The organism is Gaetbulibacter sp. M240 (assembly GCF_043876815.1).
In the GTDB taxonomy this organism is placed as follows: Bacteria; Bacteroidota; Bacteroidia; order Flavobacteriales; family Flavobacteriaceae; genus Gaetbulibacter_A.
In genome coordinates this window covers 599,862-622,562 of sequence record NZ_JBAWKA010000001.1, presented here as the reverse complement: position 1 = coordinate 622,562, position 22,701 = coordinate 599,862, and the positions used below count along the sequence as shown (strand labels likewise).

Sequence of the window (22,701 nt, the reverse complement as noted above, 5' to 3'; positions counted from 1 at the left end):
TTCGCATATAGAATTAATCGCGTATTAATGGCATTGTAGAACAACGCAACAAGCCTTCTTGTTTTCCAATTTCTTGATATGGTACCTCTTCTACAGTGAACCCTTGCTCCCGTAACCATTGATTCAAGCGGATAAAGTTTTTTTCTGAAATGATCACATTTTCAGAGATCGAAAACACATTGCTGAACATTTGGTACATCTCGTCTTTTGAAATTTCGAAAATATTATCTTTTCCAAAAAAATCAACCAACCATTCATAATCCTCCTCATGCAAAAACCCATTCTTGTGAATGATGGCTTTATTCGTTCCAATAGGATTGAAACAGCAATCCAGATGTAATGCATTTTCTCTGGGGTCAGTATTAGATTTTCTAAGTTCGAAAGCTTTTACAGTTTTACCAGGAAACAACTCTTTTATGGCTTCAACAGCCTTTTTATTGGTTCTCGCCGTAATGAAATCAGCGTAGTCATTCCCATAATAGGTACCAATAAAAATATGGTCATTCCATGGCATCACATCGCCTCCCTCAACATGGCAGTCTTCAGGTAAAATAATCCGATTTGCCTTTTCAACCTGACCCCATATATAATCAATGGCCGCTACCTCCTCTTCCCGGTTTGGAAGGATATTGGCTTTTATCATTTTATCTTCAATAACAAAAGCAATATCACGAGAAAAAATTTGATTACAATCCTTAATAAGTTCGGGTCTGTAAACCTGCACATCATATTTTTTAAAAACGGCCGCCACAGCTTCCATTTCCTTAACCATATCAGCTTCTTTGGGATAGGTACCAGCTTTGATATGCTCAATACTTTTAGGGTCGTAGCAATCCTCAATCCGGGGTATCGGACCATTACTTTCAGCCGTACCAAGCACCACAGCTCTTAAGCGTGAGGTCTCATTTTTGACATGTAATTTTAATTGATTCAAACCTTAAAATATTTCGAAATTTCCAGTCAAAACTAGTGATAATTAAATACATTTTTTAATTAATCTTTAAAAATAAGTGACCAAAAAAACAAAAGCTTCATGTGTTTCACATGAAGCTTGTATAAGTACTTTTTAAAAGTAAATTTTATCTTTTTTCAACCGGAACAAATTTACGTTCGGTTTCACCAATATACAATTGTCTAGGACGACCAATTGGCTCCTTACGCATGCGCATTTCACGCCATTGAGCGATCCAACCAGGTAAGCGTCCTAGCGCAAACATTACGGTAAACATATCTGTTGGAATGCCCATACCACGGTAAATGATTCCAGAATAGAAGTCGACATTCGGATATAGTTTTCTATCCACGAAATACTTATCCTCCAAGGCTTGTTTTTCAAGGCCTTTTGCAATATCCAAGATAGGATCTTCTATACCAAGATCACTCAACACATCATCAGCTGCTTTTTTAATGATTTTAGCTCGAGGGTCAAAGTTTTTATAAACTCGGTGCCCAAAGCCCATCAATCTAAATGGATCATTTTTATCCTTAGCCTTTTCCATGTATTTTGCAGTATCGCCGCCATCAGCCTTTATGGCCTCAAGCATTTCTAATACAGCCTGATTGGCACCACCATGAAGTGGTCCCCAAAGTGCCGAAATACCTGCTGAAAGCGATGCAAATAACCCCGCATGAGATGACCCTACAATTCTCACTGTGGATGTAGAACAGTTTTGTTCGTGATCTGCGTGAAGAATCAATAATTTATCAAGCGCATTAACCAAAATAGGATTCTGTATGTATTTATCCTGATTAGGCTGCTTGAACATCATCTTTAAAATATTTTCCACGTAGCCTAAAGAATCGTCACCATAATAAAGAGGTAAACCGTTTTTCTTACGCATGGTCCATGCCACAAGAATTGGAAATTTTCCTAAAATGCGCACAATAGCATTATACATTTCTTCTACAGAATCAACATTAACACAAGATGGATTAAATGATGTTAAGGCACTAGTTAATGATGCCAGAACCCCCATTGGATGAGCCGCTTTCGGAAATGCATCCAATATTTTCTTTACATCATCATCAACAAAAGAATGCTTCTTAATGTCTGAATGGAATTTTTCGAGTTGTTCATTTGTAGGCAATTCACCAAAAATTAATAAATAAGCCACTTCAAGAAAATCTGCCTTTTCAGCCAATTCCTCAATAGAATAACCGCGGTATCTTAAAATACCTTTTTCACCATCCAAAAAAGTAATAGCACTTTCACAAGCTCCCGTATTTTTGTATCCCGAATCTAGGGTTATCACGCCTTTTGTTGTGGCTCGCAATTTGGAAATATCTATTGCAACTTCATTTTCAGTTCCCGTAACTACAGGGAATTCATGTTTTACTCCGTTTATCTCTAATGTAGCAGTGTCAGCCATATGTTCAATTGGTTTTTATATTATTCTTAGCGGTTTGCTAAGTTACAAAATAAAGGCCTATTTGTAAAAGCACCTAACAAAGTTTTAACCAATTTCCTTATTGTTAAAACCAATCCAAAAAAAAGCGATTATCGGTAAGGATAATCGCTTTTCTAAAGGTTTTTTATTATTTTATTTTAAAGGCTTTTTCCTTCGGAAAATAAGCCACCGTGCCTAATTCTTCTTCTATGCGAAGTAACTGATTGTATTTCGCCATACGATCACTTCTAGAAGCGGAACCTGTTTTTATTTGTCCGGTATTTAAGGCCACTGCAAGGTCTGCAATGGTATTATCTTCTGTTTCTCCAGACCGGTGTGACATCACACAGGTATAACCAGCATTCTGAGCCATGTTAACAGCCGCGATCGTTTCGGTTAAAGTACCGATCTGATTCACTTTTATTAAAATAGAATTGGCAATGCCATTTTCTATACCACGTGACAGTCGTTCTACATTAGTAACAAATAGATCGTCACCAACCAGTTGCGTTTTATCCCCAACCAGTTCAGTCAAATATTTCCAGCCTTCCCAATCGTTTTCATCCATACCATCTTCGATAGAGATAATAGGATATTTAGCGACCAATTGTGCTAAGTAATCTGCTTGTTCTTTAGATGTTCTTACAACACCTGAATCACCTTCAAATTTTTTGTAATTATATTTTCCGTCTTCGTAAAACTCAGCGGAAGCACAGTCTAGTGCAATTTTAATCTCGTCTCCAAATTTATAACCGGCATTTTCAACAGCTTTAGCAATAGTTTCCAAAGCATCTTCTGTACCTCCGGCTAAATTAGGTGCAAAACCACCTTCATCACCTACCGCCGTGCTCAGGTTTCTATCATGCAGTACTTTTTTAAGATTGTGGAAAATCTCTGTACCCATTTGCATGGCATGAGTAAAGCTTTCCGCTTTAACCGGCATTATCATAAATTCCTGAAATGCGATGGGTGCGTCACTATGAGAACCACCGTTAATGATATTCATCATTGGAACGGGTAAGGTGTTGGCAGAAACACCACCAACATAGCGGTACAACGGCAAACCTAATTCGTTGGCTGCGGCTTTGGCTACGGCCAGTGAGACACCTAAAATAGCATTAGCTCCTAATTTTGATTTGTTTGGTGTTCCGTCCAAATCAATCATGATCTGATCGATCAGGTTTTGTTCGAAAACAGAAACCCCTAATAATTCTTGGGCAATAATATTATTTACGTTATCAACAGCTTTGGTAACGCCTTTACCCATATATGCTTTTCCTCCATCACGTAATTCTACGGCTTCATGCTCTCCTGTTGATGCTCCTGATGGTACAGCAGCACGTCCGAGGGTTTCACTTTCAGTAACTACGTCAACTTCGATGGTAGGATTTCCTCTTGAATCCAAAATTTGTCTTGCGTGAATATCAATAATAACACTCATATTGGTTTGTTTTATACTTTTTTATCCCCCAAATTTACGGCTAATTCTTCTTTATTTTAAGATGTTTTTAAATAAAAACTCAAAATAAAAGCTATAACGTTTTAGTTTAAACCAGGGCTTTTTGCTTTTTAATGTTTTCTATGAATTGATCGAAAAGATATGATGAATCATGTGGCCCAGGACTTGCCTCTGGATGGTATTGTACCGAAAAACAATTTTTATTCTTCATTCTGATTCCCGCAACGGTATCATCATTCAAATGAACGTGCGTGATCTCAAGGTCAGAATGTGATTCTGTTTCTTCACGATTTATGGCAAATCCATGATTTTGAGAAGTGATCTCTCCTTTTCCTGTAATAAGGTTTTTCACAGGATGATTGATTCCTCGGTGTCCGTTATACATTTTATAGGTTGAAATACCATTTGCCAAAGCAATAATTTGATGTCCCAAACAAATACCAAACAACGGAAGGTCGCGTTTAATAATTTCTTTTGCCACATTTTGAGCATTCTCTAAAGGCTGTGGGTCTCCAGGCCCATTGGACAGGAAATAACCATCAGGCTCAAAGGCCGCTAAATCTTCAAAAGAAGCATCATAAGGAAAAACCTTTATGTAAGCATCGCGCTTTGCCAAATTCCTTAGGATATTTTTTTTGATCCCAATATCTAAAGCAGCAATTTTAAAAGTCGCATCCTCTTTACCGAAATAATAAGGTTCTTTGGTTGACACTTTCGAAGCCAATTCTAAACCTTCCATATTCGGCACCTCGGCCAACTGCTTTTTCAAGCCTTCTATATTATCCACCTCTGTGGAAATAACAGCATTCATGGCGCCATGATCGCGTATGTAACTCACCAAGGCTCTTGTATCTACATCTGAAATTGCTAACAAATTATTTTTGTCTAAAAATGCTTCTAAGGAACTATCAGCTGCAGGTCTTGAATAATCATAGCTAAAATTTTTAACAATCAATCCTGCGATCTTTACAGAATCAGATTCCACTTCATCTTCATTGGTACCATAATTCCCAATGTGCGCATTTGTGGCTACCATAATTTGACCGAAATAGGACGGATCAGTAAAAATTTCTTGATAACCTGTCATTCCGGTATTAAAACATACTTCACCAAATGAAGTTCCTTGTTTATTACCAACAGCTTTTCCGTAAAAAATTGTACCATCTGCTAGAAGAACGATGGCTTTTTGTCGTTTTTGATATTTCATGTGTTAGATTATAAATCCTCGATTTGTCGTAAAAATGGTTCCTAACTCCAATTTTATTGTTGACCATATCTCAGAAAAGTTTAACAAAATTGCATAAAAAAAAGGATAAACTAAAATAGTTTATCCTTTATATTTCAAATGCTTATTAACATTTATTCTTCTTCGTTTGAAGCTTCCTTATTTTCAACCGGAGCTGCTGCTACAGGATTCGAACTTCCACCACGTCTACTTCTTCTAGTAGATTTCTTTGGTTTCTTATCAGCATTGTAGATCTCATTGTAATCAACAAGTTCTATCATTGCCATATCAGCGTTATCTCCTAATCGGTTACCCAACTTTATAATTCGGGTATAGCCTCCAGGTCTGTCGGCTACTTTCACTGCAACTTCTCTGAATAATTCAGTAACCGCATCTTTTTGTCTTAAACGTGACATTACAATACGTCTGTTGTGTGTTGTATCCTCCTTAGATTTTGTAATCATAGGCTCAACAAACTGCTTTAAAGCTTTCGCTTTAGCCACAGTTGTGTTAATACGCTTGTGCTCGATTAAAGAGCATGCCATATTAGCCAACATTGATTTTCTGTGAGCAGTTTTTCTGCTTAAATGATTTGTTTTCTTTCCGTGTCTCATGACCTTTGATTTAGACCTTTATCTTGCTGCAACTCTTTTGAGGAGCAAAATATAAAGGCCGTTTATTAGTAATTAATCTTTATCTAATTTGTACTTACTTAAGTCCATTCCGAAATTCAAACCTTTAACATTTACAAGCTCTTCAAGCTCAGTTAATGATTTTTTACCGAAATTACGGAACTTCATAAGATCGTTTTTATTAAATGACACCAAGTCACCTAAAGTATCTACCTCTGCAGCTTTCAAACAATTCAAGGCACGAACAGATAGGTCCATGTCTATTAATTTTGTTTTAAGCAACTGTCTCATGTGAAGTGATTCTTCATCATAAGTTTCTGTTTGAGCGATTTCATCAGCTTCTAGGGTGATACGCTCATCAGAGAATAACATAAAGTGGTGAATTAAGGTTTTCGCCGCTTCCGTTAAGGCATCTTGTGGTGTGATAGAACCATCCGTAATGATCTCAAAAACCAATTTTTCGTAATCCGTTTTTTGCTCTACACGATAGTTTTCTATACTGTATTTAACGTTTTTAATTGGGGTATAGATAGAATCTGTAAAGATTGTTCCCATCGGCGCTGAAGCTTTTTTATTTTCTTCTGCAGGAACATAACCACGCCCTTTTTCAATAGTGATTTCTAAATTGAAGTTCACTTTAGGATCTAAGTTACAAATTACCAACTCGGTGTTCAACACCTGAAATCCGGAAATGAATTTCTGGAAATCACCAGCTGTAATCCGCTCCTGTCCTGAAATTGAAATAGAAACAGATTCGTTATCGATATCGTCAATTTGACGCTTAAAACGTACTTGTTTTAGGTTTAAGATGATTTCAGTAACATCTTCAACAACACCTGCAATTGCAGAAAACTCGTGGTCTACACCTTCAATTCTAACCGAGGTAATAGCAAATCCTTCTAATGAGGAAAGTAAAACTCTACGTAGAGCGTTACCTACTGTTAATCCATAACCGGGTTCTAAAGGACGAAATTCGAATTTGCCTTCAAAATCCGTAGAATCAATCATGATTACTTTGTCGGGCTTTTGGAAATTAAATACTGCCATAATTTTTATTTCTTCGTTTTAGTTGTTATCAGGTTGCGCGGTTTATAAGTTTGAAGAAGTACGAATAAACCCTTTGGCCAAATACCAACGTGATTAATTTATAATTATTTAGAGTACAATTCTACGATGAATTGCTCATTAATATTTTCAGGAATCTGAATTCTGGCAGGAACAGAAACATATGTTCCTTGCTTAGTATCATCATTCCAAGTAATCCATTCGTATACGTGACTTGAATTTGAAAGTGATTTTTCAATAGCTTCAAGTGATTTTGATTTTTCTCGAACTGCAACAACATCACCGGCTTTTAATTGGTAAGATGGGATGTTTACTAAATTACCGTTTACGGTAATATGTCTGTGAGACACCAATTGTCTTGCAGCACTTCTTGTAGGAGCAATACCCATACGGAATACGACATTGTCTAGACGAGATTCACAAAGTTGTAATAAAACTTCACCTGTAATACCTTGAGACGTTCGAGCCTTTTTAAATAATCCTCTAAATTGTCTTTCTAAAATACCGTAAGTGTATTTTGCTTTTTGCTTTTCCATTAACTGGATTGCATATTCAGACTTTTTCCCACGACGTCTGTTGTTACCGTGTTGACCAGGAGGATAGTTTCTTTTTTCAAAAGATTTATCATCTCCAAAAATAGCTTCACCGAATTTTCGGGCTATCTTCGTTTTAGGACCAGTATATCTTGCCATTTCTTAGTTGTTGTTTATGAGAGTAACTATGAATTAAGGTCTTAATCTTATCCTTCGATAGTTGTTTTGATCTCTCGTTGATACTTGTTATTTATTACTATTGTTAATTTGAATTAAACGCGTCTACGTTTTGGAGGACGACATCCGTTATGTGGTAGTGGTGTAACATCGATGATCTCAGTTACTTCGATACCGGCATTGTGGATGGAACGAATAGCAGACTCTCTACCATTTCCAGGTCCTTTAACATAAACCTTTACTTTCTTTAAACCTGCTTCTGAGGCCACTCCTGCAGCATCTTCGGCAGCTAATTGGGCGGCATAAGGTGTATTCTTTTTAGACCCTCTGAATCCCATTTTACCAGCAGAAGACCATGAAATTACATCGCCTTTTTTATTGGTTAATGAAATGATGATATTGTTGAAAGAAGCTGTAATGTGAGCTTCTCCAACAGAGTCAACATTAACTTTGCGTTTTTTTGTGCTTGTTTTTGCCATATTTTCTAGTGCTTAGTTGTTTAGTGATAGTCGCTAGAATCCTAAACCGTAAAATTTCAAACAGATTCCTTCCAACGTCTAAATACTAAAGACTAAATTGTTAATTATTATTTCGTTGCTTTCTTTTTATTAGCAACAGTTTTTCTTCTACCTTTTCTGGTTCTAGAGTTGTTCTTTGTACGCTGACCTCTTAAAGGAAGACCTGCTCTATGACGAATTCCTCTATAGCATCCAATGTCCATTAAACGCTTAATGTTCATTTGTTGCTCAGAACGTAATTCTCCTTCGATCGTAAAGGTACCTACAGCCTCACGGATGGAACCTATTTGATCGTCAGTCCAATCTTGAACTTTTGTGTTTTCATCCACTTTAGCAGTGGCCAAAATTTCTTGTGCTCTACTTTTACCTATACCATAGATATAAGTTAAAGCAATAACTCCTCTTTTGTTTTTCGGTATGTCTACACCTGCAATTCTTGCCATAATTTACCCTTGTCTTTGTTTAAATCTAGGATTCTTTTTGTTTATAACGTAAAGTCTACCTTTTCTACGTACGATTTTACAATCTGCACTTCTTTTTTTAACTGATGCTCTTACTTTCATCTTGTTATTGTTTTTTATATTACTGTTACGCGGTTAAAAAACCTTGTAATTAGTATCTATAAGTTATACGAGCCTTAGTCAAATCATAAGGACTCATTTCTAATTTAACTTTATCTCCTGGTAATAATTTGATGTAATGCATACGCATCTTACCAGAAATATGCGCTGTCACAATGTGACCATTTTCTAATTCAACACGGAACATGGCATTTGATAATGCTTCAATAATGGTTCCGTCTTGCTCTATTGCTGCTTGTTTTGCCATAGTATTTTATATTAAGCTACTGCTTTTCTATTTTTACCTGTTTTCATCAAGCCATCATAATGTCTATTCAACAAGTATGAATTTACTTGTTGCATGGTATCAATCGCAACTCCAACCATAATAAGCAATGAGGTTCCTCCGAAGAACAAAGCCCATCCAGCTTGTACATCCATAAGCTTCACAATAAAAGCTGGGAACACAGCAATTAATGCCAAGAATATAGATCCTGGAAGTGTGATTTGAGACATTATTTTATCTAAATATTCTGAGGTTTCTGACCCTGGTCGAATACCCGGAATAAAACCACCACTACGTTTTAAGTCATCTGCCATTTTATTGGTAGGTACTGTGATCGCCGTGTAAAAATATGTAAATATGATAATCAGTAAGGCGAACAATACGTTGTACCATAACCCGAACATATCAGAGAAATTAGTTTGTATCCAATTCCCAACTGAACTTGTGCTTCCAAGCGCACCTCCAATTAACCCTGGAACAAACATGATAGCTTGTGCGAAGATGATCGGCATTACTCCTGACGCATTCAATTTTAATGGAATGTACTGTCTAGACCCGGCCATAGCATTTTTCTCATAACCGCCAGAGGCTGTACGTCTAGCATATTGAACTGCGATTTTACGAACGCCCATAACTAACATAACTGAAGCCAGAATAATTACAAACCAGATTACTAATTCAAAAAGAATTAACATCACATTGTTTCCTTCTAAACGAGCTGCAGAGTTCTGGATAAAAGATGCCGGTAAACGTGCAATAATACCCACCATAATTAAAAGTGAAATACCATTCCCTATACCTTTATCTGAAATCTTTTCACCCAACCACATCGCGAAGATGGTTCCCGTTACCAATATGGTCACAGAAGAAAAGTAAAATAACGGTCCTGAACCTAATAAAAAAGCACTTTGAGGAATACCCAATGCAGGTAAACTTGCTAAATATCCAGGTGCCTGAACCAAACAAATACCGATGGTTAACCAGCGCGTAATTTGTGTTATTTTCTTTTGCCCACTAGCGCCTTCCTTTTGTAACTTTTGAAGGTAAGGTATTGCAATACCCATTAATTGAACCACAATAGAAGCAGAAATGTAAGGCATAATACCTAGAGCGAAAACTGAAGCGTTAGCAAAAGCACCACCGGTAAAGGCGTTAAGTAACCCAAGTAAACCAGTTTCTGTGTTACTAGATAATTCACTTAACTGAGCCGCATCGATACCAGGTAAAACCACTTGAGCACCAAATCGGTAAACTAAAAGAAGACTTAATGTAATTAGGATTCTGTCTCTTAGCTCCTCAATTTTCCAAACATTTTTTATTGATTCTATAAATTTCATAAATCAGGCTTATAAAGTTATTGCTTCTCCTCCTGCAGCTTCAATGGCAGCTTTTGCTGAAGCACTAAACTTATGAGCAGACACTTTTAATTTAGCTTTTAATTCCCCTCGACCTAAAACCTTAACCAGATCATTTTTTCCGGTTAAACCATTAGCCATAAGAATGTCTAAATCTACGGTATCTTTAATCTTTTTATCGTCAACCAATGCTTGTAAAGTATCTAAATTTACACTTTGATATTCTACGCGATTAATATTGGTAAAACCAAATTTAGGAACACGTCTTTGAAGCGGCATTTGTCCACCTTCAAATCCTATTTTCTTAGAATAACCAGAACGAGATTTAGCTCCTTTGTGTCCACGAGTAGCGGTACCACCTTTTCCGGAACCTTGTCCACGTCCTACACGTTTTCCGTTACTTTTTACTGAACCTTCTGCAGGTTTTAAATTACTTAAATCCATTTTTCAGTTTAAATTATTTTGCTTCCTCTACAGAAACTAAATGTTCAACTTTAGCAATCATCCCAAGAATATTAGGTGTTGCTTCGTGTTCTTTAACTTGACCAATCTTTTTAAGACCAAGAGCTTCTAAAGTTCTTTTTTGTCTTTGCGTACGATTGATTGCGCTTTTAACTTTTGTTACTTTAATTTTTGCCATCTCTGTACGTATTAAGCGTTAAAAACCTGTTCAAGTGATAATCCTCTTTCGCGGGCAATAGCCTTGGCATCTCTTAATTGCAATAAAGCATCAAAAGTCGCTTTAACCACATTGTGCGGGTTTGAAGAACCTTGAGATTTAGATAATACATCATGTACACCTACAGCCTCTAAAACAGTTCTTACGGCACCACCAGCGATAACTCCTGTACCGGGAGCAGCAGGAATAATGTTAACGCGAGCGCCTCCATATTTACCTTTTTGCTCATGAGGAACAGTTCCTTTAATGATCGGGATACGAACCAAGTTTTTCTTAGCATCTTCAACAGCCTTAGCGATTGCACTAGCTACATCTTTAGACTTCCCTAAACCTTGTCCTACAACACCGGCTTCATCACCAACTACAACTATAGCTGAAAACCCAAATGCTCTACCACCTTTCGTTACTTTGGTAACTCGTTGTACACCAACCAAACGATCTTTAAGATCTAGTCCACCTGGTTTTACTAATTCTGCGCTTTTATATTTTTGAAACATAATATTTTAAAATTTTAGTCCGCCTTCTCTAGCCCCTTCAGCTAACGATTTAACTCTTCCGTGATATAAGTAACCACCTCTATCGAAAGCGATTGTTTCTACACCTGCTTTTAAAGCTTTTTCAGCAACAGCCTTCCCAACTAAAGCAGCAACTTCAGTTCTATTAGCTTTAGCAGTTTTTATGTCTTTATCTCTTGAAGATGCCGCAACGATGGTATTCCCAGTAACGTCATCTACAATTTGAGCATAAATTTCTTTATTACTTCTAAAAACAGATAATCTTGGTCTGGCTTCAGTACCAGAAACAATTTTACGTATTCTGTTTTTAATTCTTATTCTTCTATTATTCTTTGTTAATGCCATAACTAAATTATTAAGCTGATTTACCTGCTTTTCTTCTTATTTGTTCACCAACAAACTTAATTCCTTTTCCTTTGTATGGTTCTGGTTTTCTAAACCCACGGATCTTAGCTGCTACCTGACCAACTAATTGTTTGTCGAAAGAGGTTAATTTCACGATCGGATTTTTACCTTTTTCAGTAACAGTTTCTACTTTCACTTCAGGAGCTACGTCCAAAACGATATTGTGTGAGAATCCGATAGCTAAATCTAATTTCTGACCCTGGTTTGATGCTCTGTAACCTACACCTACCAATTCCAATTCCTTAGACCATCCTACAGATACTCCTTTAATCATGTTGTTCATTAAAGATCGGTATAAACCGTGTTTTGCTTTTTGATCTTTAGAATCATCAGCGCGAGTAACAAATATGTTACCTTCTTCTACCTTTATCTCAACAGAATCGTAATTTTGAGTTAACTCACCTAATTTCCCTTTTACAGTAACAACATTATCGTTAACTTCTACTGTAACACCTTCTGGAATGGCTACTGGATTGTTTCCTATTCTTGACATTTCTTTCTGGCTTTTAAATTAGTATACGTAACATAAAACTTCGCCACCCACATTTTCTTTCTTAGCTTGCTTTCCTGTCATCACACCATGAGATGTGGAAACAATGGCAATACCAAGACCGTTTAAGATACGTGGAAATTCATTAGCACCGGCATACTTACGTAAACCTGGTGTACTAATTCTTTGAAGTTTCTTAATTACTGGTTCCTTAGTTTCTTTATTGTACTTAAGCGCTATTTTAATAGTACCTTGTACTGTAGAATCATCAAATTTGTAACTTAAAATATATCCCTGCTCGAATAATATTTTAGTGATGTCCTTTTTTAAATTAGATGCCGGTATCTCAACCACTCTGTGGTTAGCACGTACTGCGTTTCTAATTCTTGTTAAATAATCCGCAATTGGATCTGAGTACATAATGAATTGATTTTGTGGTTTTGGTTTTCGAGCTAGGCTCAAACCTTAAACCTGATTATTTAAATAATATTACCAACTTGCTTTTCTTACTCCAGGAATTAAACCTTTGTTGGCCATTTCTCTAAACATCACACGAGAAATTCCAAAATCTCTCATATAACCTTTAGGTCTTCCTGTTAATTTACATCTATTATGCATACGAATTGGAGACGCATTTTTCGGTAGCTTTTGTAATGCTTCATAATCGCCAGCTTCTTTCAAAGCTTTGCGTTTTGCTGCATATTTAGCTACTGTTTTTGCTCTTTTTACCTCACGGGCTTTCATTGATTCTTTCGCCATATCTTAATTCTTTTTAAAAGGTAATCCTAATTCGGATAATAATGATTTTGCTTCTTTATCTGTTTCAGCAGAGGTTACAAAAGTAATATCCATACCAGTAATCTTATTTACCTTATCGATATTAATTTCCGGGAAGATGATTTGCTCGGTAATTCCTAAATTGTAATTACCCCTGCCGTCAAAACCTGTAGCTTTGATACCGTTAAAATCTCTTACTCGCGGTAACGCTGAAGTAACTAAACGATCTAAAAACTCATACATTCTTTCACCACGTAAAGTTACTTTAGCCCCAATTGGCATCCCTTTACGTAATTTGAAAGAAGCAACGTCTTTCTTAGATATGGTTGCTACTGCTCTTTGACCGGAGATAGAAGTTAATTCTTCAACTGCGTGATCAATAAGCTTTTTATCTGCCACAGCAGCTCCTACTCCTTTAGATATTACTATCTTCTTAAGTTTAGGAACTTGCATTACGTTTTTATAACCGAACTCTTCAGTTAACGCTGCAATAACCCTGCTTTTATAATCTTCTTTAAGTCTTGGTGAATATGCCATAACTATATTACTTCATTAGATTTTACTGAAAATCTTACTTTTTTATCACCTTCCGTTCTGTATCCCACTCGTGTTGTTTCCCCTTTACTGGTTAACAATGATAAGTTAGACACATGGATTGGTGCTTCTTTTTCAACGATCCCACCTTGAGGGTTTTGTGCACTTGGTTTCGAATGTTTCTTAACCAGGTTGATTCCCTCAACGATCACTTTGTTCTTGTCTGTGAATACCTCAAGCACTTTACCTTCAGAACCTTTGTGGTCTCCAGCTATTACTTTTACAGTATCTCCAGTTTTTATTTTAAGCTTTGTCATCTTATAATGTATTAAAGCACTTCAGGTGCTAATGATACAATTTTCATGAATTGTTTATCACGAAGTTCTCTAGCTACAGGACCAAATACACGTGTACCTCTCATTTCCCCTGTTGGGTTTAACAATACACAGGCGTTATCGTCGAAACGGATATACGATCCGTCAGGTCTTCTAACTTCTTTCTTAGTACGCACAACAACTGCAGTAGAAACAGCACCTTTTTTAATGTTTCCATTAGGTGTTGCATCTTTTACAGAAACAACGATCTTGTCTCCTACAGAGGCATATCTTTTTTTAGTTCCACCTAGAACACGGATAGTTAAAACTTCCTTTGCTCCAGTGTTATCTGCTACCCTTAATCTTGATTCTTGCTGTACCATAATTATTTAGCTCTTTCTATGATTTCAACTAATCTCCAACATTTAGATTTACTTAAAGGTCTTGTTTCCATGATCTTTACAGTATCTCCAATGTTACAATCGTTTGTTTCGTCGTGTGCAACGTATTTCTTCGTTTTCAACACGAATTTACCATACATAGGGTGTTTTACTTTTTTAACCTCTGCAACTACAATAGATTTTTGCATCTTGTTACTAGTAACTATTCCTATACGTTCTTTTCTTAATTTTCTTGTTTCCATCTTTCAGCAGAATTATTGTAAATCTCTTTTAGTTAATTCGGTCGCAATTCTAGCAACAGTACGTCTTATGGTACGTAACTGAATTGGATTTTCTAAAGGAGATATTGCATGAGCTAATTTTAGATCTGAATAACTCTTTTTTACTTCACCAAGTTTTTCTTGTAACTCAGCTACAGATAATTCTTTAATTTCTGATTGTTTCATAATATCAAATAAATTATGCTTCGTAATCTCTAGCAATTACAAACTTAGTTTTAACCGGTAATTTTTGAGCCGCTAAACGCAGTGCTTCTTTAGCAATATCCAAAGACACACCACCAACTTCAAATAATATACGTCCTGGTCTTACAGGCGCTACCCAATATTCAACGGCACCTTTACCTTTACCCATACGTACTTCAAGAGGCTTTTTTGTTATTGGCTTGTCTGGAAATACTTTAATCCAAAGTTGCCCTTCTCTTTTCATGTAACGTGTAGCGGCAATACGTGCGGCTTCAATTTGTCGCGCTGTAATAAAGTTCGAGTCTAACGCTTTTATTCCAAAAGTTCCGTTTGAAAGTTGATGCCCTCTTCCGGCGATCCCCTTCATACGTCCTTTTTGTTGCTTACGAAATTTTGTTCTTTTAGGCTGTAACATTTTTCTTTACTTTATAAAAAATTACTTTCTACGACGAGGTGCTTTGTTTCCTCTTCCCCCACTTTTTCCTTGCTTTTTAGATAAACCAACTAGTGGAGAAAGTTCTCTTTTACCATACACTTCACCTTTCATGATCCATACTTTTACGCCTAATCTACCATAAGTAGTGTGGGCTTCAACTAAAGCATAATCAATGTCGGCTCTGAAGGTTGATAACGGAATACGTCCTTCTTTATAGTGTTCGCTACGCGCCATTTCAGCACCGTTTAAACGACCACTAATTTCGATTTTAATTCCCTCAGCGTTCATGCGCATTGTTGCAGCAATTGCCATTTTTATAGCACGACGGTATGAAATTCTGTTTTCAATTTGACGTGCAATACTAGCCGCTACTAAATGAGCATCAAGTTCAGGTCTCTTTATTTCAAAGATGTTGATCTGAACTTCTTTTCCTGTAATCTTCTTAAGTTCTTCTTTTAACTTGTCTACCTCCTGGCCGCCTTTACCAATAATGATACCTGGTCTAGCAGTGGTGATAGTAACGGTTACAAGCTTTAAAGTTCTTTCGATAATTACTCTACTTACACTAGCTTTAGATAAACGCGCGTGAACGTATTTTCTAATCTTATCGTCTTCGGCAAGTTTATCGCCATAATCGTTTCCTCCGTACCAGTTGGATTCCCATCCTCTGATAATTCCTAAGCGATTTCCGATTGGATTTGTCTTTTGTCCCATACTTCTATCTTAGCTTTGTGTGTTATTATTAGCTCCTACCACCAAGGTTACGTGGTTTGAACGTTTTCTTATTCTGTGAGCGCGCCCCTGAGGAGCCGGACGTAATCTTTTTAACATAGATCCGCCATCCACTCTTATTTCTTTTACGATCAGGTCTGCAGATTCTACATCAGCATCCTCATTTTTCGACTGCCAATTCGCAATTGCTGACAATAATAACTTTTCCAAACGACCAGAAGCTTCCTTTTGGTTGAATTTTAAGATATTAAGAGCATTCTGTACCTTTTCACCTCTTACTAAATCGGCTACTAAGCGCATTTTTCTTGGTGACGTAGGACAATTATTAAGTTTTGCAAAAGCAACGTGCTTTTTAGCTTCCTTAATAGCGTCTGCCATTTCTTTTTTACGACTTCCCATAGCTTACTACTTTTTACCTTTATTTTTAGCACCGGCATGTCCACGGAATGAACGCGTTGGTGAAAATTCTCCTAGTTTATGACCTACCATGTTTTCAGTAACGTATACTGGAACGAATTGACGGCCATTGTGTACTGCAATTGTTTGCCCAACAAAATCTGGAGTAATCATACTAGCTCTAGACCAGGTTTTAATTACTGTCTTTTTGTTGTTCTCAACATTAGCAGCTACTTTTCTTTCTAATTTATAATGAACGTAAGGTCCTTTTTTTAATGATCTTGCCATGTCTTATTTCTTTCTACGTTCTACAATGTATTTGTTACTATATTTTGTTTTAGAACGGGTTCTATATCCTTTAGCAGGGATTCCCTTTCTAGAACGTGGATGTCCTCCTGAAGATTTACCTTCACCACCACCCATTGGATGGTCAACCGGGTTCATCACCACTGGTCTGGTTCTTGGTCGTCTTCCTAACCATCGAGTTCTACCTGCTTTACCACCTACTAATAGCTGGTGATCTGAATTGGATACAACACCAATGGTGGCCATACAATCACTAAGTACTAATCTGGTTTCACCAGAAGGTAGTTTTATGGTCGTAAATTTACCATCTCTTGCCATTAACTGAGCAAAAGCACCAGCACTACGTGCCATTACAGCACCTTGTCCCGGACGTAACTCAACACAAGAAATAATCGTTCCAAATGGAATTTGACTTAACGGCATAGCATTTCCAATTTCTGGTGCTACACCTTCGTAACCGGATACCACATTTTGCCCAACCTGTAAACCATTTTGAGCTATGATATAGCTTTTCTCACCGTCTTGATAATTCAATAAAGCGATAAAAGCGGTTCTGTTCGGATCGTATTCAATAGATTTTACTTCAGCTGGAATCCCAACTTTATTTCTTTTAAAATCTATTAAACGGTATCTTCTTTTATGACCACCACCAATATATCGCATGGTCATTTTACCTTGACTGTTTCTACCACCAGACTTTTTATTCGGAACGAGCAAGCTCTTCTCCGGCTTATCAGTAGTCACGGCGTCATACCCGTTTACTACTCTAAAACGCTGTCCTGGTGTGATTGGTTTTAATTTTCTTACTGACATAGTTGTCTTAAATTACAGATTACTGTATAAATCAATCATTTCACCTTCCGCCAGTTGTACAATTGCCTTTTTAACAGCATTTGTTTTACCATGTTGAATACCATTTTTTGTGTATTTGGTATTTCGATCTGGACGGACATTTATAGTACGAACTTTTTCAACAGAAACCCCATAAGCCTCTTCAACGGCTTTTTTAATTTCTATCTTATTCGCCTTTGAGTTCACTGCAAAAGTGTAACGATTTCTGATCTCGCTATCGGCAGTTGCTTTTTCTGTGATTATAGGTTTAATTAAGATATTCATGGTTCCTATTTACTTAAATTTAATTCAATACCTTCTAGCGCACCTTCTAAAAGGATTATTTGATTTGCGTTTAAAATTTTGTAAGTACTTAATTCTGAGTTAGTTATAACTTCAGAGCCTTTCAAATTACGCGATGACAAATATACATTATTATTTGCACCACCCAACACAAACAAAGACTTTTTATTCTCTAGGTCTAATGCCTTTAAAACAGCAGTGAAATTTTTTGTCCTAGGAGCATCAAAATTGAAGTCTTCTAATACAGTGATTGCTTTCTCTCCTGCTTTGATACTTAGGGCCGATTTACGTGCCAATCGCTTTAGGTTTTTGTTAAGTTTGAAGCTGTAGTTTCTAGGTCTTGGACCAAACATACGTCCACCACCTTTAAAAATACCAGACTTAATACTACCTGCTCTTGCCGTACCGGTACCCTTTTGCTTTTTAATTTTACGCGTACTACCAGTGATCTCAGCTCTTTCTTTCGATTTATGAGTTCCCTGACGTTGGTTTGCTAAATATTGTTTAACATCCAAATATACAGCGTGATTATTAGGCTCAATAGCAAACACATCGTTAGAAAGGTCTGCCTTTCTACCCGTGTCTTTTCCGTTTATATCTAAAACTGCTACTTTCATTACTTTCTAATAATTACATAAGCGTTTTTGTGACCCGGCACACAGCCTTTCACAACAAGTAGATTCTTTTCAGCAACTACTTTTAAAACTCTTAAATTTTGAACTTTTACTTTTTCACCACCCATACGGCCTGCCATTTTCATGCCTTTAAAAACACGAGCAGGATACGATGCAGCTCCAATAGAACCCGGTGCTCTTAAACGGTTATGCTGACCGTGAGTAGCTTGACCTACACCACCGAAACCATGACGTTTTACAACCCCTTGAAATCCTTTTCCTTTAGATGTTCCTGCGATATCAACAAATTCACCTTCAGCAAAATGTTCTACAGTGATAGCATCTCCTAATTTGTACTCCTTATCAAAACCTTTGAATTCAACGAGCTTGCGTTTTACAGAAGTACCCGCTTTTTTAGCATGACCTTGATCAGCTTTAGTAGCGCTTTTTTCTGTCGCGTCATCGAAACCAACTTGAATAGCTTTGTAGCCATCAACTTCTTCGGTTCTGACTTGGGTAACGATACATGGGCCAGCTTCGATTACTGTACAAGGAATGTTTTTTCCGTTGTCATCGAATAAGCTGGTCATACCGATTTTTTTTCCAATTAACCCAGACATATTTATTAATTATTAATGTTACTATTTGTTGAAATTTAATTCAACCCTTTTTACTCGATAATCGAGACTTAATTACCGTAAGGTCCGTCTCAATATTAACTTTTGTTATTTAAACTAATCTGTAAGATTCCCTAGAGATAGTTTCCTTTTAAAAAATTTCAGGGACAAAATACCTTTCGTCCCTGAAATGTATTTATCCGTTTTTCCCGCGACCGCATCGGTGGGACATGTTAGATCCCGAAACAAGTTCGGAATGACAAGTTATACTTTAATCTCTACTTCAACACCACTTGGTAATTCAAGCTTCATTAACGCATCAATAGTTTTTGATGACGACGAGTAGATATCCAATAAGCGTTTGAATGAACTTAACTGGAACTGCTCTCTCGACTTTTTGTTAACGTGTGGAGAACGTAATACAGTGAAAATTTTCTTGTGTGTTGGTAATGGAATTGGACCTGTTACAACAGCACCTGTACTTTTTACTGTTTTTACAATCTTATCAGCAGACTTGTCTACTAAATTGTAATCGTAAGATTTTAATTTTATTCTGATTTTCTGACTCATGTTCTTAGATTTTAAGCTTCCACGCCTTTAGCTGCCTTGATCACTTCTTCAGATATATTTGAAGGTGTTTCAGCATAGTGTGAAAATTCCATTGTTGAAGTTGCACGACCTGAAGATAAGGTTCTTAGTGTGGTTACATAACCAAACATTTCTGAAAGTGGCACGGTAGCTTTAACTGTTTTAGCTCCGGCACGATCACCCATGTTGCTCACTTGACCACGTCTTCTATTTAAATCACCTACAATGTCACCCATGTTTTCTTCAGGAGTAATTACCTCAAGTTTCATAATAGGTTCCATGATTACTGCTTTGGCAGCTTTGGCAGCATTTTTAAATCCAATTTTTGCAGCTAATTCGAACGATAACTGATCCGAATCCACATCGTGGTAAGATCCGTCTGTTAACGTTACCTTCATCGCATCAATTTCATATCCGGCTAAAGGACCGTTTTGCATTGCCATTAGGAATCCTTTCTCAATGGATGGAATAAATTCTTTAGGAACGTTACCACCTTTAATTTCAGAAACAAATTCTAAACCTTGTTTACCTTCTTCAGCTGGTCCTAAAGTAAATACAATATCAGCGAATTTACCACGACCACCAGATTGTTTCTTATAAACCTCTCTGTGGTTTGCAATTTGTGTTATCGCTTCTTTGTACTCAACCTGAGGTTGACCTTGATTCACTTCAACCTTGAATTCGCGACGTAAACGGTCAACAATAATATCTAAGTGAAGCTCACCCATCCCAGAAATAATAGTTTGGCCTGAAGCCTCATCAGTTCTAGCGGTGAATGTTGGATCCTCTTCAGCTAATTTTGCTAAAGCCATACCTAATTTATCAACATCTGCCTTGGTTTTAGGCTCAACGGCAATACCAATTACAGGGTCCGGGAAATCCATAGATTCCAGAACAATCGGATGCTTTTCATCAGATAAGGTATCTCCTGTTTTAATATCTTTAAAACCTACAGCTGCTCCAATATCTCCAGCATTGATAAAATCAATGGCGTTTTGTTTATTAGAGTGCATTTGGTAGATACGTGAGATACGCTCTTTTTTACCTGAGCGGTTGTTCAATACGTAAGAACCGGCATCCAAATGACCTGAATAAGCTCTAAAGAATGCTAAACGCCCTACGAAAGGATCGGTCGCAATTTTAAATGCTAATGCAGCAAATGGTGCATCGATACTTGGTTTACGAGCTTCTTTCTCACCTGTATCCGGGTTTGTCCCTACAATGTTATCTCTATCTAATGGAGATGGTAAGTAACGACAAACAGCGTCCAATAAGAATTGAACCCCTTTATTTTTGAAAGCAGAACCACAGATCATTGGGATTATAGCCATATCCATTACCGCAGCTCTAAGTGCAGCGTGCACTTCATCTTCAGTAATTGAATCTTCATCTTCCATGAACTTCTCAAGAAGATTTTCATCGTAAGTAGCTACCTCCTCAATTAATAAGGCTCTGTATTTTTTTGCTTCAGCTTTTAATTCGTTTGGAATTTCGATAACATCAAAAGTTGCCCCTTGAGTTTCATCGTGCCAAACGATCGCTCTGTTCTTTACTAGATCAATAATACCTTTGAAGTCAATTTCGTCACCAATGTTCAATACAATTGGCACAGCGTTAGACTTCAACATATCTTTAACTTGTTGACAAACCCCTAAAAAGTTAGAGCCCTGACGGTCCATTTTATTAACGAAACCAATACGTGGCACTTTATAGTTGTCAGCTAATCTCCAGTTTGTTTCAGATTGTGGCTCAACACCATCTACCGCACTAAACAAGAATACTAAACCATCAAGAACACGTAACGAACGGTTTACCTCTACGGTAAAATCCACGTGGCCAGGAGTGTCAATAATATTAAAGTGGTAATCCTTTGTATCAGGAGTCGGTTGTGCATTTTCCATTGGAAACTTCCACGAACAGGTTGTTGCAGCAGAGGTAATGGTAATACCACGCTCCTGCTCTTGCTCCATCCAGTCCATAGTTGCAGCACCATCGTGAACCTCACCAATTTTGTGAGATACTCCCGTATAGTAAAGAATACGTTCTGTAGTAGTTGTTTTTCCTGCATCAATATGTGCAGCAATACCTATATTTCTAGTATATTTTAAATCTCTTCCCATTATATTTTAAAATCTAAAGTGAGAGAATGCTTTATTAGCTTCTGCCATTTTATGCGTATCAAGACGTTTTTTAACGGCCGCTCCTTCTTCTTTAGCTGCTGCTAAAATTTCTGAGGCCAGGCGTAACGCCATTGATTTTTCATTTCTTTTACGTGCGTAACTAATTAACCATTTCATGGCTGTAGATACTTTACGGTCTGGACGAATTTGCATTGGAATTTGGAATGTAGCACCACCAACACGACGGCTACGTACTTCTACGTGAGGCATCACATTAGACAAGGCATCCTTCCAAAGATCTAATCCTGTTTTTTCTTCGTCAGTCTTTTTTGATTCTACGATATCAATAGCATCGTAGAAAACTTTAAAAGCTACAGACTTCTTTCCGTCCCACATCATCATATTAACGAAACGCGTTACTAGCTGATCGTTAAAACGTGGATCCGGTAAAAGCGGTCTCTTTTTTGCTGCTCTTTTTCTCATGTCTTCTTCTTAAAGCGTTAATTACTTTTTAGGGCGTTTTGCACCATACTTAGATCTACGTTGTGTTCTACCTGCAACACCTGCTGTGTCTAAAGCACCACGAACGATGTGATATCTAACTCCTGGTAAATCTTTTACCCTTCCACCTCTAACCAATACTATCGAGTGCTCTTGTAAATTGTGACCTTCACCACCGATGTATGCGTTAACCTCGTTTCCGTTTGTTAAACGAACCCTTGCTACCTTACGCATTGCTGAGTTAGGTTTCTTAGGCGTCGTTGTATAAACACGAGTACACACACCACGTCTCTGAGGACACGAATTCAAAGCAGCCGATTTACTCTTCTTGGTTATTTTGGCTCTTCCTTTTCGTACTAATTGTGAAATTGTTGGCATATATAATTCCTATAAATTTTAAAATCCCTTGATTAAAGGGCTGCAAAGGTAGAAATTTAAATTAATTATTCAAATCCTAAATCATTAATTTTTAAGAGTTTTG

Annotated in this window: 36 protein-coding genes; all 36 read right to left on the bottom strand. The window is 37.1% G+C overall.

The genetic code is table 11. The features are described from left to right. Nucleotides 1-13: 13 nt before the first annotated feature. On the bottom strand, nucleotides 14-934 hold the full coding sequence (locus V8G61_RS02720) for a dimethylarginine dimethylaminohydrolase family protein (protein WP_394873890.1): 921 nt from the start codon (nucleotides 932-934) through the stop codon (nucleotides 14-16). A 145-nt stretch (nucleotides 935-1,079) separates the two neighbouring features. Next, a complete protein-coding gene (locus V8G61_RS02715; protein ID WP_394873889.1) occupies nucleotides 1,080-2,369 on the bottom strand; it encodes a citrate synthase in 1,290 nt (429 codons plus the stop codon). A gap of 166 nt (nucleotides 2,370-2,535) precedes the next feature. After that, the gene (eno, locus tag V8G61_RS02710; protein WP_394873888.1) at nucleotides 2,536-3,828 is read right to left on the bottom strand and encodes a phosphopyruvate hydratase; all 1,293 of its coding nucleotides are present in this window, start codon (nucleotides 3,826-3,828) and stop codon (nucleotides 2,536-2,538) included. Nucleotides 3,829-3,934: 106 nt separating this feature from the next. Continuing rightward, nucleotides 3,935-5,053, bottom strand: coding sequence for a glutamine-hydrolyzing carbamoyl-phosphate synthase small subunit (gene carA, locus V8G61_RS02705; RefSeq protein ID WP_394873887.1), 1,119 nt, complete (start codon nucleotides 5,051-5,053; stop codon nucleotides 3,935-3,937). 152 nt (nucleotides 5,054-5,205) lie between these two features. Further along, nucleotides 5,206-5,685, bottom strand: a complete 480-nt coding sequence (rplQ, locus tag V8G61_RS02700) for a 50S ribosomal protein L17 (protein ID WP_394873886.1) — start codon at nucleotides 5,683-5,685, stop codon at nucleotides 5,206-5,208. A 72-nt stretch (nucleotides 5,686-5,757) separates the two neighbouring features. Continuing rightward, nucleotides 5,758-6,750, bottom strand: coding sequence for a DNA-directed RNA polymerase subunit alpha (locus V8G61_RS02695; RefSeq protein WP_394873885.1), 993 nt, complete (start codon nucleotides 6,748-6,750; stop codon nucleotides 5,758-5,760). Between the two features lie 104 nt (nucleotides 6,751-6,854). Next, nucleotides 6,855-7,460, bottom strand: coding sequence for a 30S ribosomal protein S4 (gene rpsD / locus V8G61_RS02690; protein ID WP_394873884.1), 606 nt, complete (start codon nucleotides 7,458-7,460; stop codon nucleotides 6,855-6,857). 113 nt (nucleotides 7,461-7,573) lie between these two features. After that, nucleotides 7,574-7,957 (bottom strand): 30S ribosomal protein S11, encoded by a 384-nt coding sequence (gene rpsK / locus V8G61_RS02685; protein WP_394873883.1) that lies wholly within the window; start codon nucleotides 7,955-7,957, stop codon nucleotides 7,574-7,576. Between the two features lie 107 nt (nucleotides 7,958-8,064). Continuing rightward, nucleotides 8,065-8,439, bottom strand: a complete 375-nt coding sequence (gene rpsM, locus V8G61_RS02680) for a 30S ribosomal protein S13 (RefSeq protein ID WP_394873882.1) — start codon at nucleotides 8,437-8,439, stop codon at nucleotides 8,065-8,067. A gap of 3 nt (nucleotides 8,440-8,442) precedes the next feature. Continuing rightward, nucleotides 8,443-8,559 (bottom strand): type B 50S ribosomal protein L36, encoded by a 117-nt coding sequence (ykgO, locus tag V8G61_RS02675; protein WP_013305171.1) that lies wholly within the window; start codon nucleotides 8,557-8,559, stop codon nucleotides 8,443-8,445. 49 nt (nucleotides 8,560-8,608) lie between these two features. Beyond that, nucleotides 8,609-8,824, bottom strand: a complete 216-nt coding sequence (infA, locus tag V8G61_RS02670) for a translation initiation factor IF-1 (RefSeq protein WP_007094967.1) — start codon at nucleotides 8,822-8,824, stop codon at nucleotides 8,609-8,611. A gap of 11 nt (nucleotides 8,825-8,835) precedes the next feature. Then, nucleotides 8,836-10,179 (bottom strand): preprotein translocase subunit SecY, encoded by a 1,344-nt coding sequence (gene secY / locus V8G61_RS02665; protein ID WP_394873881.1) that lies wholly within the window; start codon nucleotides 10,177-10,179, stop codon nucleotides 8,836-8,838. Between the two features lie 9 nt (nucleotides 10,180-10,188). Beyond that, complete coding sequence (gene rplO / locus V8G61_RS02660) at nucleotides 10,189-10,641, bottom strand: 50S ribosomal protein L15 (RefSeq protein ID WP_394873880.1); 453 nt, start codon at nucleotides 10,639-10,641, stop codon at nucleotides 10,189-10,191. A 13-nt stretch (nucleotides 10,642-10,654) separates the two neighbouring features. After that, nucleotides 10,655-10,837 (bottom strand): 50S ribosomal protein L30, encoded by a 183-nt coding sequence (rpmD, locus tag V8G61_RS02655; RefSeq protein ID WP_394873879.1) that lies wholly within the window; start codon nucleotides 10,835-10,837, stop codon nucleotides 10,655-10,657. Nucleotides 10,838-10,848: 11 nt separating this feature from the next. Next, a complete protein-coding gene (gene rpsE, locus V8G61_RS02650; protein ID WP_394873878.1) occupies nucleotides 10,849-11,373 on the bottom strand; it encodes a 30S ribosomal protein S5 in 525 nt (174 codons plus the stop codon). Nucleotides 11,374-11,379: 6 nt separating this feature from the next. Continuing rightward, nucleotides 11,380-11,736, bottom strand: a complete 357-nt coding sequence (rplR, locus tag V8G61_RS02645; RefSeq protein WP_394873877.1) for a 50S ribosomal protein L18 — start codon at nucleotides 11,734-11,736, stop codon at nucleotides 11,380-11,382. A gap of 10 nt (nucleotides 11,737-11,746) precedes the next feature. Continuing rightward, nucleotides 11,747-12,289: a 50S ribosomal protein L6 gene (gene rplF, locus V8G61_RS02640; RefSeq protein ID WP_394873876.1), complete on the bottom strand. Its 543-nt coding sequence runs from the start codon at nucleotides 12,287-12,289 to the stop codon at nucleotides 11,747-11,749. A gap of 18 nt (nucleotides 12,290-12,307) precedes the next feature. Further along, nucleotides 12,308-12,706, bottom strand: a complete 399-nt coding sequence (gene rpsH / locus V8G61_RS02635) for a 30S ribosomal protein S8 (RefSeq protein ID WP_394873875.1) — start codon at nucleotides 12,704-12,706, stop codon at nucleotides 12,308-12,310. Nucleotides 12,707-12,775: 69 nt separating this feature from the next. Continuing rightward, complete coding sequence (rpsN, locus tag V8G61_RS02630) at nucleotides 12,776-13,045, bottom strand: 30S ribosomal protein S14 (protein WP_076698025.1); 270 nt, start codon at nucleotides 13,043-13,045, stop codon at nucleotides 12,776-12,778. Nucleotides 13,046-13,048: 3 nt separating this feature from the next. Continuing rightward, nucleotides 13,049-13,600 (bottom strand): 50S ribosomal protein L5, encoded by a 552-nt coding sequence (gene rplE, locus V8G61_RS02625; RefSeq protein WP_394873874.1) that lies wholly within the window; start codon nucleotides 13,598-13,600, stop codon nucleotides 13,049-13,051. Between the two features lie 2 nt (nucleotides 13,601-13,602). After that, a complete protein-coding gene (gene rplX, locus V8G61_RS02620; RefSeq protein WP_394873873.1) occupies nucleotides 13,603-13,914 on the bottom strand; it encodes a 50S ribosomal protein L24 in 312 nt (103 codons plus the stop codon). 11 nt (nucleotides 13,915-13,925) lie between these two features. Continuing rightward, nucleotides 13,926-14,294 (bottom strand): 50S ribosomal protein L14, encoded by a 369-nt coding sequence (gene rplN, locus V8G61_RS02615; protein ID WP_344740271.1) that lies wholly within the window; start codon nucleotides 14,292-14,294, stop codon nucleotides 13,926-13,928. A 2-nt stretch (nucleotides 14,295-14,296) separates the two neighbouring features. Then, nucleotides 14,297-14,554 carry a 30S ribosomal protein S17 gene (gene rpsQ / locus V8G61_RS02610; RefSeq protein ID WP_394873872.1) on the bottom strand — a complete coding sequence of 86 codons (258 nt, stop codon included), beginning with the start codon at nucleotides 14,552-14,554 and terminating at the stop codon, nucleotides 14,297-14,299. Nucleotides 14,555-14,566: 12 nt separating this feature from the next. Next, entirely contained in the window at nucleotides 14,567-14,758 is a 192-nt protein-coding gene (gene rpmC / locus V8G61_RS02605; protein ID WP_394873871.1) for a 50S ribosomal protein L29, read from the bottom strand. A gap of 13 nt (nucleotides 14,759-14,771) precedes the next feature. Further along, nucleotides 14,772-15,191 (bottom strand): 50S ribosomal protein L16, encoded by a 420-nt coding sequence (gene rplP, locus V8G61_RS02600; protein WP_394873870.1) that lies wholly within the window; start codon nucleotides 15,189-15,191, stop codon nucleotides 14,772-14,774. 21 nt (nucleotides 15,192-15,212) lie between these two features. Continuing rightward, nucleotides 15,213-15,926, bottom strand: a complete 714-nt coding sequence (gene rpsC, locus V8G61_RS02595; RefSeq protein ID WP_394873869.1) for a 30S ribosomal protein S3 — start codon at nucleotides 15,924-15,926, stop codon at nucleotides 15,213-15,215. A 9-nt stretch (nucleotides 15,927-15,935) separates the two neighbouring features. Beyond that, nucleotides 15,936-16,343: a 50S ribosomal protein L22 gene (rplV, locus tag V8G61_RS02590; protein WP_394873868.1), complete on the bottom strand. Its 408-nt coding sequence runs from the start codon at nucleotides 16,341-16,343 to the stop codon at nucleotides 15,936-15,938. A gap of 6 nt (nucleotides 16,344-16,349) precedes the next feature. After that, complete coding sequence (gene rpsS, locus V8G61_RS02585) at nucleotides 16,350-16,628, bottom strand: 30S ribosomal protein S19 (RefSeq protein ID WP_042245192.1); 279 nt, start codon at nucleotides 16,626-16,628, stop codon at nucleotides 16,350-16,352. A gap of 3 nt (nucleotides 16,629-16,631) precedes the next feature. After that, nucleotides 16,632-17,459, bottom strand: a complete 828-nt coding sequence (rplB, locus tag V8G61_RS02580) for a 50S ribosomal protein L2 (RefSeq protein ID WP_394873867.1) — start codon at nucleotides 17,457-17,459, stop codon at nucleotides 16,632-16,634. Nucleotides 17,460-17,471: 12 nt separating this feature from the next. Beyond that, a complete protein-coding gene (gene rplW, locus V8G61_RS02575; protein ID WP_394873866.1) occupies nucleotides 17,472-17,762 on the bottom strand; it encodes a 50S ribosomal protein L23 in 291 nt (96 codons plus the stop codon). 5 nt (nucleotides 17,763-17,767) lie between these two features. After that, nucleotides 17,768-18,397: a 50S ribosomal protein L4 gene (rplD, locus tag V8G61_RS02570; protein WP_394873865.1), complete on the bottom strand. Its 630-nt coding sequence runs from the start codon at nucleotides 18,395-18,397 to the stop codon at nucleotides 17,768-17,770. Continuing rightward, nucleotides 18,397-19,014: a 50S ribosomal protein L3 gene (rplC, locus tag V8G61_RS02565; protein ID WP_394873864.1), complete on the bottom strand. Its 618-nt coding sequence runs from the start codon at nucleotides 19,012-19,014 to the stop codon at nucleotides 18,397-18,399. The genes rplD and rplC overlap by 1 nt, the downstream gene beginning before the upstream one ends. A 261-nt stretch (nucleotides 19,015-19,275) precedes the next feature. Further along, nucleotides 19,276-19,581 carry a 30S ribosomal protein S10 gene (gene rpsJ, locus V8G61_RS02560; RefSeq protein WP_394873863.1) on the bottom strand — a complete coding sequence of 102 codons (306 nt, stop codon included), beginning with the start codon at nucleotides 19,579-19,581 and terminating at the stop codon, nucleotides 19,276-19,278. Between the two features lie 11 nt (nucleotides 19,582-19,592). Beyond that, nucleotides 19,593-21,719 carry an elongation factor G gene (gene fusA, locus V8G61_RS02555; protein WP_394873862.1) on the bottom strand — a complete coding sequence of 709 codons (2,127 nt, stop codon included), beginning with the start codon at nucleotides 21,717-21,719 and terminating at the stop codon, nucleotides 19,593-19,595. Between the two features lie 6 nt (nucleotides 21,720-21,725). Beyond that, nucleotides 21,726-22,202: a 30S ribosomal protein S7 gene (gene rpsG / locus V8G61_RS02550; protein WP_394873861.1), complete on the bottom strand. Its 477-nt coding sequence runs from the start codon at nucleotides 22,200-22,202 to the stop codon at nucleotides 21,726-21,728. Nucleotides 22,203-22,223: 21 nt separating this feature from the next. After that, nucleotides 22,224-22,598 carry a 30S ribosomal protein S12 gene (gene rpsL / locus V8G61_RS02545; protein ID WP_042499114.1) on the bottom strand — a complete coding sequence of 125 codons (375 nt, stop codon included), beginning with the start codon at nucleotides 22,596-22,598 and terminating at the stop codon, nucleotides 22,224-22,226. Nucleotides 22,599-22,701 lie beyond the last annotated feature (103 nt).

Coding starts and splice junctions, on each gene's coding strand:
- V8G61_RS02715 (WP_394873889.1), bottom strand. CDS start 2,369: ATGGCTGACACTGCTACATTAGAGATAAACGGAGTAAAACATGAATTC.
- eno (WP_394873888.1), bottom strand. CDS start 3,828: ATGAGTGTTATTATTGATATTCACGCAAGACAAATTTTGGATTCAAGA.
- carA (WP_394873887.1), bottom strand. CDS start 5,053: ATGAAATATCAAAAACGACAAAAAGCCATCGTTCTTCTAGCAGATGGT.
- rplQ (WP_394873886.1), bottom strand. CDS start 5,685: ATGAGACACGGAAAGAAAACAAATCATTTAAGCAGAAAAACTGCTCAC.
- V8G61_RS02695 (WP_394873885.1), bottom strand. CDS start 6,750: ATGGCAGTATTTAATTTCCAAAAGCCCGACAAAGTAATCATGATTGAT.
- rpsD (WP_394873884.1), bottom strand. CDS start 7,460: ATGGCAAGATATACTGGTCCTAAAACGAAGATAGCCCGAAAATTCGGT.
- rpsK (WP_394873883.1), bottom strand. CDS start 7,957: ATGGCAAAAACAAGCACAAAAAAACGCAAAGTTAATGTTGACTCTGTT.
- rpsM (WP_394873882.1), bottom strand. CDS start 8,439: ATGGCAAGAATTGCAGGTGTAGACATACCGAAAAACAAAAGAGGAGTT.
- ykgO (WP_013305171.1), bottom strand. CDS start 8,559: ATGAAAGTAAGAGCATCAGTTAAAAAAAGAAGTGCAGATTGTAAAATC.
- infA (WP_007094967.1), bottom strand. CDS start 8,824: ATGGCAAAACAAGCAGCAATAGAGCAAGACGGAACCATTATTGAAGCA.
- secY (WP_394873881.1), bottom strand. CDS start 10,179: ATGAAATTTATAGAATCAATAAAAAATGTTTGGAAAATTGAGGAGCTA.
- rplO (WP_394873880.1), bottom strand. CDS start 10,641: ATGGATTTAAGTAATTTAAAACCTGCAGAAGGTTCAGTAAAAAGTAAC.
- rpmD (WP_394873879.1), bottom strand. CDS start 10,837: ATGGCAAAAATTAAAGTAACAAAAGTTAAAAGCGCAATCAATCGTACG.
- rpsE (WP_394873878.1), bottom strand. CDS start 11,373: ATGTTTCAAAAATATAAAAGCGCAGAATTAGTAAAACCAGGTGGACTA.
- rplR (WP_394873877.1), bottom strand. CDS start 11,736: ATGGCATTAACAAAGAATAATAGAAGAATAAGAATTAAAAACAGAATA.
- rplF (WP_394873876.1), bottom strand. CDS start 12,289: ATGTCAAGAATAGGAAACAATCCAGTAGCCATTCCAGAAGGTGTTACA.
- rpsH (WP_394873875.1), bottom strand. CDS start 12,706: ATGTACTCAGATCCAATTGCGGATTATTTAACAAGAATTAGAAACGCA.
- rpsN (WP_076698025.1), bottom strand. CDS start 13,045: ATGGCGAAAGAATCAATGAAAGCCCGTGAGGTAAAAAGAGCAAAAACA.
- rplE (WP_394873874.1), bottom strand. CDS start 13,600: ATGGCATATTCACCAAGACTTAAAGAAGATTATAAAAGCAGGGTTATT.
- rplX (WP_394873873.1), bottom strand. CDS start 13,914: ATGACAAAGCTTAAAATAAAAACTGGAGATACTGTAAAAGTAATAGCT.
- rplN (WP_344740271.1), bottom strand. CDS start 14,294: ATGGTACAGCAAGAATCAAGATTAAGGGTAGCAGATAACACTGGAGCA.
- rpsQ (WP_394873872.1), bottom strand. CDS start 14,554: ATGGAAACAAGAAAATTAAGAAAAGAACGTATAGGAATAGTTACTAGT.
- rpmC (WP_394873871.1), bottom strand. CDS start 14,758: ATGAAACAATCAGAAATTAAAGAATTATCTGTAGCTGAGTTACAAGAA.
- rplP (WP_394873870.1), bottom strand. CDS start 15,191: ATGTTACAGCCTAAAAGAACAAAATTTCGTAAGCAACAAAAAGGACGT.
- rpsC (WP_394873869.1), bottom strand. CDS start 15,926: ATGGGACAAAAGACAAATCCAATCGGAAATCGCTTAGGAATTATCAGA.
- rplV (WP_394873868.1), bottom strand. CDS start 16,343: ATGGGAAGTCGTAAAAAAGAAATGGCAGACGCTATTAAGGAAGCTAAA.
- rpsS (WP_042245192.1), bottom strand. CDS start 16,628: ATGGCAAGATCATTAAAAAAAGGACCTTACGTTCATTATAAATTAGAA.
- rplB (WP_394873867.1), bottom strand. CDS start 17,459: ATGTCAGTAAGAAAATTAAAACCAATCACACCAGGACAGCGTTTTAGA.
- rplW (WP_394873866.1), bottom strand. CDS start 17,762: ATGAATATCTTAATTAAACCTATAATCACAGAAAAAGCAACTGCCGAT.
- rplD (WP_394873865.1), bottom strand. CDS start 18,397: ATGAAAGTAGCAGTTTTAGATATAAACGGAAAAGACACGGGTAGAAAG.
- rplC (WP_394873864.1), bottom strand. CDS start 19,014: ATGTCTGGGTTAATTGGAAAAAAAATCGGTATGACCAGCTTATTCGAT.
- rpsJ (WP_394873863.1), bottom strand. CDS start 19,581: ATGAGTCAGAAAATCAGAATAAAATTAAAATCTTACGATTACAATTTA.
- fusA (WP_394873862.1), bottom strand. CDS start 21,719: ATGGGAAGAGATTTAAAATATACTAGAAATATAGGTATTGCTGCACAT.
- rpsG (WP_394873861.1), bottom strand. CDS start 22,202: ATGAGAAAAAGAGCAGCAAAAAAGAGACCGCTTTTACCGGATCCACGT.
- rpsL (WP_042499114.1), bottom strand. CDS start 22,598: ATGCCAACAATTTCACAATTAGTACGAAAAGGAAGAGCCAAAATAACC.